The organism is Prevotella histicola, assembly GCF_055385135.1.
This window is the reverse complement of record NZ_AP043793.1, coordinates 2,072,946-2,085,031: the sequence shown is the minus strand read 5'-3', so window position 1 is coordinate 2,085,031 and position 12,086 is coordinate 2,072,946. Positions and strand designations below refer to the sequence as shown.

Annotated in this window: 8 protein-coding genes and 1 tRNA gene; 6 read left to right on the top strand and 3 right to left on the bottom strand. The window is 41.6% G+C overall.

Annotation, left to right across the window (positions count from 1 at the left end; genetic code table 11):
* Positions 1 to 221 precede the first annotated feature (221 nt).
* On the bottom strand, positions 222 to 794 hold the full coding sequence (gene xpt, locus ACZ48L_RS08440; protein WP_008822089.1) for a xanthine phosphoribosyltransferase: 573 nt from the start codon (positions 792 to 794) through the stop codon (positions 222 to 224).
* Positions 795 to 1,015: 221 nt separating this feature from the next.
* On the opposite strand from xpt, the gene ACZ48L_RS08435 reads away from it, so the two are divergent.
* Positions 1,016 to 3,091 carry a TonB-dependent receptor gene (locus tag ACZ48L_RS08435; RefSeq protein ID WP_025792054.1) on the top strand — a complete coding sequence of 692 codons (2,076 nt, stop codon included), beginning with the start codon at positions 1,016 to 1,018 and terminating at the stop codon, positions 3,089 to 3,091.
* A gap of 596 nt (positions 3,092 to 3,687) precedes the next feature.
* On the opposite strand, the gene ACZ48L_RS08430 is transcribed toward ACZ48L_RS08435, so the two are convergent.
* Positions 3,688 to 3,762: transfer RNA gene (locus tag ACZ48L_RS08430), tRNA-Pro, on the bottom strand.
* Positions 3,763 to 3,886: 124 nt separating this feature from the next.
* On the opposite strand from ACZ48L_RS08430, the gene ACZ48L_RS08425 reads away from it, so the two are divergent.
* Genes ACZ48L_RS08425 through tsaE form a run of 5 tightly spaced genes read left to right on the top strand, consistent with a single transcriptional unit; the run spans position 3,887 to position 11,135 of the window.
* The gene (locus ACZ48L_RS08425) at positions 3,887 to 5,140 is read left to right on the top strand and encodes a 3-phosphoshikimate 1-carboxyvinyltransferase (protein ID WP_025792052.1); all 1,254 of its coding nucleotides are present in this window, start codon (positions 3,887 to 3,889) and stop codon (positions 5,138 to 5,140) included.
* 43 nt (positions 5,141 to 5,183) lie between these two features.
* Complete coding sequence (locus tag ACZ48L_RS08420; RefSeq protein ID WP_008822086.1) at positions 5,184 to 5,585, top strand: FeoB-associated Cys-rich membrane protein; 402 nt, start codon at positions 5,184 to 5,186, stop codon at positions 5,583 to 5,585.
* A 48-nt stretch (positions 5,586 to 5,633) separates the two neighbouring features.
* On the top strand, positions 5,634 to 9,050 hold the full coding sequence (gene porW / locus ACZ48L_RS08415) for a type IX secretion system periplasmic lipoprotein PorW/SprE (protein ID WP_025792050.1): 3,417 nt from the start codon (positions 5,634 to 5,636) through the stop codon (positions 9,048 to 9,050).
* 17 nt (positions 9,051 to 9,067) lie between these two features.
* A complete protein-coding gene (gene porX / locus ACZ48L_RS08410; RefSeq protein ID WP_025792049.1) occupies positions 9,068 to 10,687 on the top strand; it encodes a T9SS response regulator signal transducer PorX in 1,620 nt (539 codons plus the stop codon).
* Between the two features lie 37 nt (positions 10,688 to 10,724).
* The gene (gene tsaE / locus ACZ48L_RS08405) at positions 10,725 to 11,135 is read left to right on the top strand and encodes a tRNA (adenosine(37)-N6)-threonylcarbamoyltransferase complex ATPase subunit type 1 TsaE (protein WP_008822083.1); all 411 of its coding nucleotides are present in this window, start codon (positions 10,725 to 10,727) and stop codon (positions 11,133 to 11,135) included.
* A gap of 582 nt (positions 11,136 to 11,717) precedes the next feature.
* On the opposite strand, the gene trxA is transcribed toward tsaE, so the two are convergent.
* The gene (gene trxA / locus ACZ48L_RS08400) at positions 11,718 to 12,032 is read right to left on the bottom strand and encodes a thioredoxin (RefSeq protein ID WP_025792046.1); all 315 of its coding nucleotides are present in this window, start codon (positions 12,030 to 12,032) and stop codon (positions 11,718 to 11,720) included.
* Positions 12,033 to 12,086 lie beyond the last annotated feature (54 nt).

Sequence of the window (12,086 nt, the reverse complement as noted above, 5' to 3'; positions counted from 1 at the left end):
CATTATAGAAGCGAAAAGCGGAATCACTATATCATGCGATGCAATCATTATATAAGAGAGAGATAAATCACCCCACTATACTATACCAATGATTATGTCAACAGGAAAGAATTTACCGTGCTGTACAATATAACAACTAATAAGTTGAGACTTAAACCATCATATTACACCACGTAAAAACCTCTATAATCAAAAAGTGGCAGGCGCAAAAGCCCACCACATTAATCTTCTTTCATCTTTATTTCACAATTATCAAGCGACTCAATAATAGCCAGACTTTCGCAGCGTACACCTGCTTTTTCTATTGCATCTCGCCCATGTTGAAAAGCTTTCTCTATGATAAAGCCCATTCCAACCAGCTCCGCTCCTGCCTGTTTGCATAAGTCTATGACACCTTTCGCAGCATTTCCGTAAGCCAAGAAGTCGTCTACAAACAACACTTTATCGCCCTTTCCCAAGTATTCCTTCGATATAACGACATGATATTCACGCTGCTTTGTAAACGAAAAGACCGTCGTTGAAAGCATATTTGTCATTGTTGAAGGCTTCTTTTTCTTAGCAAAGACAACGGGTAAGTCCAAAAGAAAGCCCATCATGATGGCTGGTGCGATTCCACTTGCCTCTATTGTGATAATCTTATTAATCTCTGTTGAAGCGTAACGGCGTATAAACTCTACACAAATCTGCTTCATCAGATTAGGATCCATTTGATGGTTGATAAACTTATCTACCTTCAAAATACCGCCAGGATAACATTTTCCATCCTTCAGGATACGGTCACGTAATGCTTTCATCGTGCAATTAAATTTCAGTCGGGTTCAAAAACTAATTGCCTACAAAAGTAGTAAAAAGATTAAATATACCAAGGTTTCCAGCGCATTTTTATCCCTATCAAACTGAAAAAAACACATTAACCAAGCGTCAACACCCACTGTTACAAAAAAAAACATTACTTTTGCAGCCGTTTGGCAATAAGAGAACACTCTTCTCTTACGCCTTTTTATTAATTTAATATATGTACAAACCAACATTTCAAAAGCGCAGTGTTCTGAAGTTTAAGCACTTCTCCAACCACGGCTATTCCCTATTTTCTGTTCTTGGAAAAGAGGTTTTGATTGGTGTACTGAGTGTTGCTACCTTGCAGCATGCCACTGCCAAAGGCATAAGCATTGAGACTAACAAGGTTGAAAGCGATTCTACAGCAACCCGTCAAAGCGTGATGATGGATGAAGTGAGCGTCACTGGAACGCGCGCACCACTGACTGTCAGTCAGCAAGCGAGAATGGTAACTGTACTGAGTCGTGAAGATATTCAAGCCGCTCCAGTACAAAGTGTAAATGATTTGCTCAAATATGCCGTCGGAGTTGACGTCCGACAGAAAGGTCCTCTGGGCGTTTTGACCGACGTAAGTATACGTGGAGGCAACTCAGAACAAATCACAATCCTCCTCAATGGCATCAATATCTGTGATGCACAAACAGGACATAACTCCTTCGATTTCCCCGTTGACATTAGCGAAATTGAACGAATAGAAGTCCTTGAAGGCCCCGCTGCCCGCGTTTATGGTACATCTTCATTATTAGGAGCCATAAACATTGTTACTCGAACTCCCGAAAAAACAAGTCTTTCTGCCCATGCTGAAGCAGGTTCTTATGGTTATTTCAGTGGTGGATTACGCGCCAATATAGCATCAAACAACCATTGGAACAATCAGCTTTCAGCATCCTACACACGCAGCGATGGCTATCTGCGCAACAAGGCTGGAGCCCTTAGCGCAGATTATCATACAACAAAAGCCTTCTATCAAGGTAACTATAAAGATGACGAAGTACTTGTTAAATGGCATGCAGGACTAAGTGTGAAGGATTTCGGAGCCAACACTTTCTATGCATCTAAGTACGATGATCAGTTCGAACATACGTTTAAAACGTTCACTGCCATACAGGCTGAGAACCTACATGGGCGCCTCCACCTCCGTCCTTCTATTTATTGGAACCGTAGTATGGACCGTTTTGAACTCTTCCGTGGTGCCCCTAACAAGTATCCTTACAACTATCACCGCACGGATGTATATGGTGTAAACCTTAATGCCTACTTTGATTGGTCATTAGGACGTACTGCTTTCGGTGCTGAACTACGCAATGAAGATCTCGTAAGTGGGAATCTTGGTGAGCCTTTAGAGCGTCCACACCACATTCATGGGACTGATCGTGACTATACAAACGGACTGAATCGTACCAATATACAGTTCATTCTCGAACATAATATCATCCTTGATCGCTTCACACTCTCTGCTGGTCTTGTTGCAGTTAAGAACAGTCAGGCAGACATGCCCATGCATATTTACCCTGGGATTGATGCCAGTTACCGCATAGGAACAGCCTGGAAGTTATATGCCTCCTATAATTCGTCCCTCCGCATGCCATCTGTTACAGAGCTTTTCTATTCTGTTGGCGGACATAAAGCAGATAAACATCTCCGCCCTGAAGAGCTTTCTGCAGTGGAAACAGGTATCAAATATGCGCTGAATGGCATCTCTGCCAAAGCAAGTGTCTACTGGAATCATCATAAAAACCTCATTGACTGGATCAATGACGGGACGTTAGACGCAAACGGTGCTGTCCTTTGGAAAAGTGTAAACTTTGGAAACATCAACGACTTCGGTGTTGAAACGGCTCTTGATTTCGACTTTCAGCAAATGTTCCCTTCGATGCGCACTTTGAAAAAGTTCAGTCTTGCATACAACTATATCCATCAGAATAAGGGTGAACAGGCAGGTATCGTGAGCCAATATGCTTTGGAATATCTGAAGAACAAGCTTGTTGCAAACCTTCAGTTAAACCTCTATAAACACTTGGACTTGGGTATCTATTACCGATTCTTACACCGAATGGGTAGCTATCCTGATGCTTCCAATCAGCGACATGAGTATGCCAGCTATGGTATCGTAGACAGTCGACTCAGTTGGACAGCACAGAAATGGTCTGCATACGTAGAAGCGAACAACCTTCTCAACAAGCATTATGTTGATTATGGTAATGTTCCACAACCTGGAGCATGGATTGTTACAGGCGTAAACATCAATTTATAACAAGGAGTTTATATCTCGATATTTAAGTTTACACGGGGAGTTAGAACTTGTTCTGACTCCCCTTACTTTTAACTTGACGTAGACTTTATGTAAAAGAAAATCACATTCGTAAAACGAAAGGGGCTCTTTTGCATTGTAAAAGGGCATCTTTTACCATGTAAAAGGGCGTCTTTTGCACTTCAAAAGGGCGTCTTTTACAACGCAAAAGGGCACCTTTTACAAGCCACTTTGCAACCTATTGATTATCTGATGGTTACAAAGCCCGTTTTTATCCAAACTCTTCAAAACAGCCATCTATCTTCAATTTTATTTGTAAAGATAGTTCCAACATCTATCAATCTTAAACACGAATGTTGCATTCATACCCAAGGAATCGTTCCTGACACGCTCCTCTATATCTGAAATAATCTATTTCTCCAATCAATGAGGACATCACTTCCTATAAAAAAATTGGCATGAAGGCTTCCAAAACAGCTACTAAGAAAATAAAAAGAACACGCTATTAGATAATACAAGTGTGTACGACCTGAAACTAAACACAAAAGAAAGAAGCTAAACAAAGAGCAAAACTCTCTATTTAGCTTCTTATTTCTTCGTCGGGATGACCAGACTCGAACTGGCGACCACTGGTCCCCCAGACCAGCATTCTAAACCTACTGAACTACATCCCGCACTTTATTCGGAACGCAAAATTACTCACTTTTACTGAGATTAGCAAACTTTTGGACTTCTTTTTCTCCCATGCCAAGTTTATTTTGTAATTTTGTCATGTTAGAATTTTGTAACGGAACACACATGCAATACGTCATAATTCCCCCTAAAAATATCAATGCCCACATAATGCTTCCTGCCTCTAAAAGCATCAGCAACCGTGCACTGATAATTCAGGCACTATCAGGCAGTAGCATAAAGCCCGACAATCTGTCCGATTGTGATGACACACAAGTGATAGTAAAAGCTTTCAAAGAGAAGCCAGAAGTCATAGATGTAAAGGCTGCAGGTACAGCAATGCGCTTCATGACAGCCTACCTTAGCGCAACAGAAGGAGAACATACGATTACGGGAACAGAACGAATGAAACACCGTCCGATAGGTGTTCTTGTTGATGCCCTACGCTATCTGGGTGCCGATATAGAGTATAAAGGTGAAGAAGGATACCCTCCACTCCATATAAATGGACATAAATTAGAAGGTGGTTCAATAGAGATTCCAGGCGACGTGAGTTCACAATACATCTCAGCCTTGCTTATGATAGCCCCCACTTTCACGGCAGGATTAGAACTAAAGCTCACCGGAGAGATTGTGTCACGCCCATATATCGACCTCACATTACACCTGATGCACCAGTTTGGCATCGTTGCTGAATGGAGTGACTTCGATACAATCAGCGTAAAACCACAAACATACAAGTCACGACACTATACGATTGAGAACGACTGGAGTGCTTCCAGCTATTGGTATGAGATATTAGCTTTACAGGAAGAGATAGGCGCTAGCGTTACATTACCGGGTTTAATGAATGGCTCAAGACAAGGTGATTCTTCCGTCAAGTACATCTTTTCACTCTTAGGTGTCAAGACAAACTTTGCTAATAAGGAGGAAGGGGCATTGACAGATGTTACGTTGACACGGCACAACTGCATGCTCAACCGATTGGATTATGACTTTATCAATCAGCCAGACTTGGCACAAGCACTGATTGCAGCATGTCCTGTACTCGGCATTCCCTTCCATTTCACGGGTTTAGGTAGCCTGAAAATAAAAGAGACTGACCGTATAGTGGCAATGAAAACAGAGATGGCAAAGCTTGGGTTCGTGCTGCATGAGACGAATGATTCAGAACTTTCGTGGGACGGAGAGCGTTGTGAACCAGCAGAACAACCTACTATTGACACCTATGAGGACCACCGTATGGCAATGTCTTTTGCTCCTTTGGCAATAAAATTGGGTAAAATACGTATTAATAATCCAGAGGTTGTATCCAAATCATACCCACATTACTGGGAAGATTTACGCAAAGCAGGGTTCCAAATCGAAGAGATTAGGTAAACAATCCTCGTCCTCACATAAAAAAAACGAAGACAGAAAAAGAATGAATATATTCATCATAGGTATCGCATCACTCGTTGTTTTGGCTGTTATAGCAGCTATAACGACCCTTCTTTCCAAGCACAAAGAGGGTGAACCAGATGTTGTTATGCCTACATCAGGCGACTGTTCATCATGCGATGGCATGGATGACAAGTGCGAACAGGTCTGTATGATGGAGGCTGCAACAAAGGAGATTGAATACTATGATGACGAAGAACTCGACCGCTTTTGTGGTCGTTCTTCCGAGAACTATACTGATGAGGAAGCCGAAGAGTTTGCTAATGTACTCTACACCATGCAACCTCAAGAAGCAAAAGGCTGGAATCGAAGTCTTATTCTCCGTGGTATCAATGTTCCAAACCAAGTCAAAGACGAACTGATAGCCGTGATTGAGGGTAAATAAAAGAGAGATTAAATCAGGCAACCAAACATAAATAAAGACAATAAAAGAGTGAAGAAAACATCCACCAGACATATCATATCCGCACTACTTGCAATCATTTTCCTGACGATTGTTAGTTGTTCTACGAATAAGAACACGTCGCAATCAAGATGGTGGCATGCTTTTAATGCTCGTTACAATACTTATTTCAATGGAGCACAAGCCTATATAGATGGCTCTTTGGAAAAAGAAAACGGTAACAAAGACAACTTCACAGAGATGATTCCACTCTATACTGTAGGTAACAAGAGCAGTAGAGAACTGGGAAAGACCAACTTTGACCGTGCAATAGAGAAGGCTGAGAAGGCTATTGCCAGGCATAGTATCAAGAAAAGACCCGAATGGAACAAGAGTAGACGTAAGACTGCAAGTGACATAGAATGGCTTTCACGCAAAGAATACAACCCTTTTTTGTGGAAAGCATGGATGCTTATGGGACGTTCACAGTTCCATCAAGGGGCTTTCGAGGAGGCTGCTGCCACCTTCGCATACATGAGTCGTATCTATAAAGGACAACCAGCTATCTACGGAAAAGCACGTGCCTGGCTGGCAAAATGCTATGTAGAGCAGGATTGGTTATATGATGCTGAGGACGTAATCCGCAACATGCAACGTGACTCTATGGACTGGCGTGCTGTAAAAGAATGGGATTATACCTATGCAGACTACTACCTACACACTGGAGAATTGGCCAAAGCCGTACCTTATTTACAAAAGGTTATTAAGCATGAGATGCGCCGTAAACAGAAAGCACGTGAGCTTTATCTTCTCGGACAAGTACTTGCTGCACTCGGAAAGAACCAAGAAGCTTACAAAGCTTTCCAACGTGTGATTCGTACAAACCCACCTTATGAACTGGAATTCAATGCACGTATCGCACAAACGGAGGTTACTGCAAAGGGACAATCAAAGAAAATGATTGGTAAACTGAAGCATATGGCAGCTTCAGACAATAACAAAGAATACTTAGACCAGGTATATTACGCCATGGGTAATATATATTTGGCAGACCGAGATACCCTTGCAGCAATCAATGCTTACGAACAAGGAAACAAGAAAGCTACACGTAACGGGATTGAGAAAGGCGTGTTGCTGCTACATTTGGGCGACCTCTATTGGGCAAAAGAGCGTTTTGGAGATGCGAAACGTTGCTATGGAGAAGCTATTGGACTACTTGATCAGGATCGAAAAGACTACGAACAATTATCAGAACGTTCAAAAGTGCTGGATGAATTGGTTCCTTTTACAGATGCTGTACAGCTACAAGACTCATTACAACATCTGGCTAAATGCTCTGAAACAGAACGTAATGCAGCCATAGATCGCGTCATTACGGCACTGAAAAAGAAAGAAAAGGAAGAGAGAATACAGCAACAAGCTCTGAATAACGGTCAGGAACAAGGGATTGAAAACAGTTTTGGAAACAACAATCCTGGCAATACAATAAAGCCAAACGGTGATAATCGGCAGCAAGGTAACACCTGGTACTTCTATAATCCAATGGCTGTACAACAAGGAAAGGTAACCTTCCAACAGCTATGGGGCAAGAGAGAGAATATTGATAACTGGCAACGAATAAACCAAACAGTTGTTGGGACACCAGGGAAAAACGGCAATAACCTTTCAGAACTGACTGATGCGCAACGCGATTCTATCACGAAAGCTGAAGCGAAACAAGACTCTATCAGTCATACAAGAGACTCTCTTAAGAACGATCCACATAAACGTGAGTACTATCTTGCGCAGATTCCGCTCACTCCAGAACAAATGATTGCGAGCAACAAGATACTGGAGAACGGTTTACATCACTCTGGAGTAATCTTTAAAGATAGGCTTGATAACCTTCGATTAGCAGAAAAAGCACTTCGTAGGGTAAGTGATAACTACCCTGACTATGAGCAGATGGATGATGTTTATTACCATCTTTACCTCCTTTATATGCGAAAAAATCAACCTGACATAGCTGAAACTTATGTCAGTAAGTTAAAGAAAGATTATCCTAAGAGCCAATGGACAACGCTTCTTACGGACCCATATTACAAGGAGAACCTAAAGTTTGGAACACAGATAGAGGACTCTCTCTATGCTGCAACATACGATGCTTTCAAGCAAGAGAGATACAATGAGGTACAAGGGAATACCAAAGTATCCGAGAAACGGTTCCCATTAGGTGCGAACAGGGATAAGTTTTTGTTCATTGGAGGCTTGAGTAAACTGAACAATGGAGATGTAAATGGCTGCATCAATGATATGAAAACGGTCGTAGAAAAGTATCCACAGAGTAGAATCAGTGAGATGGCGGGCATGATTGTCAATGGTGTTCAGGCAGGAAAGAAGCTACATGGAGGTAAGTTTGACCTTGGAGACGTATGGAGTTATCGCTCAAATGTGTTGAATGACAGCGACAGTATCCATCAAGCAAAGCTCTCTCCAGAACGTGATATAGACTTTAAGTTCTTGCTCATATACAACCCTGACTCTGTTAATGAGCATAAGCTGCTATTCGAAATGGCACGTTTCAACTTCACAAACTTCCTTGTCAGGAACTTTGAGATTGAGATACAAGATCTCGGAAGCTTACATCAGATGCAGATATCAGGCTTCCGCAATTACGATGAGGCTTATCAATATGCACGTCAATTGCTTTCTTCTGAGGCTATCATAACGCAGATGGGCAAGACAGCAAAGGGTATTATCATCAGTGACAAGAACTTAAAACTGATAGGAACAGCCTTCAGTTATAAAGATTATGAAGCCTTCTATGCCAAGAACTTTGCTCCTCTGGCCGTCACTAAACGCTATCTATTAAGCGAACCGGCTAATGTTACGAAGCCAAGAGAACGTGATCTGCAGAAGGAAATAGAAGAGAAACATGCGAATGATACGGATCTTTATCCTGACACACAGGATGCTCCAACTGATAATTCCATGACCATTCCGTTGGAAGAACCGAACCAGAAGCAGTCCAAAACAAAGGATACGTCAAAGGATAAGAATGTCATTGAACTACCAAAAGAGGAAGAGAAACCAACGTTGGAGGACACGAATACCTTTGAAATCCCAATGGAGGAGCCAAAGAAAGAGTCTGCACCAGCAACGACAACAAAGCCAGAGGCGCAGCCGAAGACCAAGCTCCCCACCCCATCTGGGGCTCAGAGGCCTGCGAAACAGCAGCCTGCAACAACAGGGCAAGCAACAAAGTTGCCTGTTCAGACACCACAGACACCGCTTCAGAAACCACAAATGAATGGACAGAAGCCGCAGACACCACCTGTCAAAAAGCCGAAACCGACAGATGATGGACCAATCATCTACTTCGGAAATGACGAACCACAACAAGGAAAAGGAAATAACAAGAACAATAAAAAGAATCAACCCATCCAGAATAATATAGAAGATGAGTATTACGATCTGGATGGATTCTAAGAAAGGAGTACGAAAATATGAGCAATGGATTATTACTTTGGGTGGATGATGAGATAGAGTTATTGAAGGCTCACATCATCTTCCTCGAAAAGAAAGGATATGAAGTCATAACGGTAAACAATGGAAGTGATGCCATTGACCAGTGCCGCACGCAGACATTCGACCTCGTTCTGCTGGACGAACAGATGCCAGGACTATCCGGATTGGAGACGTTACAGCGTATCAAGGATATACAACCTGCTACGCCTATTGTCATGGTTACAAAGAGCGAAGAGGAGAATATCATGAACCAAGCCATTGGTGCAAAGATTGCAGACTACCTTATTAAGCCTGTCAATCCAAATCAGATCCTTCTTACATTAAAGAAGAATATTCACCAAAAGGAGATTGTTACGGAAGTCACACAGAGTGGTTATCAACAGGAGTACCAACAGATTGCAATGCAGATTGCTGACTGCCGAACCTTTAATGACTGGGCTGAAGTATATCGGAAGCTTGTTTATTGGGAGCTTGAACTAAGCAGTGCCGACAGTAATATGACTGAAATGCTCAAGATGCAGAAGGAAGAAGCCAACAATGGTTTCGCAAAATACATCATAAAGAATTACCTTCATTGGGTTGCACCACAGGACAATAAGTTGAGCAATGGTTTCTCTAAGCTGACTGGGAATAATAAAAAGCCAACGAACAACAGTGATGACACACGTCCATTGCTCAGTCCTGATATCTTCAAACGCAAGATATTCCCACTCATTGATAAAGGAGAAAAAGTGTTCCTCATCGTTATTGACAACTTCCGACTTGATCAATGGCGTGTCCTGTCAAAGGAGATCGGTGACATGTTTGACATAGAAGAGGACCTTTACATGAGCATTCTGCCGACTGCAACACAATATGCACGCAATGCTATCTTCAGTGGATTGATGCCACAACAGATTGCTACAATGTTCCCAGACCTATGGGTGGACGAGGACGAAGAGGAAGGAAAGAACCTCAATGAAGAACCACTCATACAAACACAGATTGAACGTTACCGCCGACATGATAAGTTCTCTTATCACAAAATAAACGATTCTACAGGTGCAGACAAGTTCATGCAACAGTATAAAAACCTTGCACAAAACAACCTCAACGTACTTGTAGTGAACTTCATTGATATGCTCTCACATGCCCGAACAGAGATGAAGATGATACGCGAGTTGGCAAGTAGTGAAAGTGCATACCGCTCAATCACACTCAGTTGGTTCCAGCATAGTGTGCTGGCGGATGTAATCAAGGAGTTGGCACAGTCTGACTACAAAGTGGTTATCACGACTGATCACGGTTCAATAAGGACAACAAAGCCCATAAAGATCATTGGTGACAGGAATACAAATACGAATCTTAGATATAAGTTGGGGAAGAATCTGAACTATGACTCACGTGAAGTCTTCACTATCAAGAAGCCACAAGAGGCACAATTGCCTGCTCCTAACCTCAGCACAAGCTATGTCTTTGCAACTGGGGATTCTTTCTTTGCTTATCCAAACAACTACAATTACTACGTGTCATACTATAAAGACACCTTCCAACACGGAGGTATCTCAATGGAAGAAATGATTGTTCCGTTGGTAACACTCAGCCCAAGGAAGAGATAACATACGCTTATAACGCAAAACAAAAAGCTTAATTATAATGGAAATAACTATTAAAAGCCTTGACACCATCCAAGAGGCTGCAAAGGAATTTATCAATAGGATGGGTGAAGGAAAAGTGTTTGCTTTCTATGGAAAGATGGGAGCTGGGAAAACAACTTTCATCAAAGCATTGTGTGAAACCTTAGGAGTTAAGGATGTCATTACCTCGCCAACGTTCTCTCTCATCAATGAATATACGGATGGAAAGGGGAATTCTATCTATCATTTCGACTTCTATCGCATCAAGAAACTTGAGGAAGTATATGACATGGGGTATGAAGACTACTTCTACAGTGGTAACCTTTGTCTTCTTGAATGGCCGGAACTGATCGAGGAAATCCTCCCAGAGAATGTCATAAAAGTGACGATTGAAGAACAAGCTGACGGTACTCGCAAGCTAAAATGCTAAAGAGGAGGACTGTATAACACTTCTCTTTAACAGTATCCTTACCAGACAATGTTACACACCGTAGTACTTTTCCCGATTCAATAAGTCATCATCATGCCTGCTTAACAGCTTATAAGGCAAGATTGCTCAGTGACAATTACATCAAGATTCCTATGTATGAAACAAGTAAGAGGGAACAAAGGGAACGGTTGAAGAAGAGAGTTGATAAACGAGGAAATAATATTACATCTCGCAGAATGCCAAGATGAATGATTCTGAGAAAATCCTTCTTTTTCACCAACTGTAACTATAAGGATATTAGACACTTACAAACAGGCTTGTAAAAGGGCGTCTTTTGCACTTCAAAAGGGCATCTTTTACACAGCAAAAGGGCACCTTTTACAATGTGAAAGGTGCCCTTTTACGATGCAATAGATGCCCTTTTAAAAAGTAATAGGGAATTTGTTTTACAAAGAAACCTATCTAAACACAAGAAAGATAGAAGTAAAAGAGCAAAAAAGAAAGCCATATCAGACTCCTCAAGAGAGGCTCTGATATGGCTTTACTTATACTCAATAATTCTTGTATTGTTCCCGAATCTGCTTACAACAGAGCCTTGAACTTCTCATCAAGAACATTCTTAGGGGCTGCACCAACAAACTTATCAACCAACTGACCACCCTTAAAGAAGAGGATAGTTGGGATATTGCGCACACCATACTCTATTGCTACATCATCATTCTCCTCAACATCGCACTTACCAACAACGATCTTACCGTCATAATCTTCCGCAAGTTCAGAGATGATAGGACCAACCATCTTACATGGACCACACCAAGTTGCCCACAAATCTACTACCAATGGTAAATCACCATTCTTATAAGTCTCAAAGTTTTCTGCTGTAATCTTAACTTCCATGATTCTTTTCTTTTTTATAATTGATTATATAATGTATTCTTTATCATCAAAGAC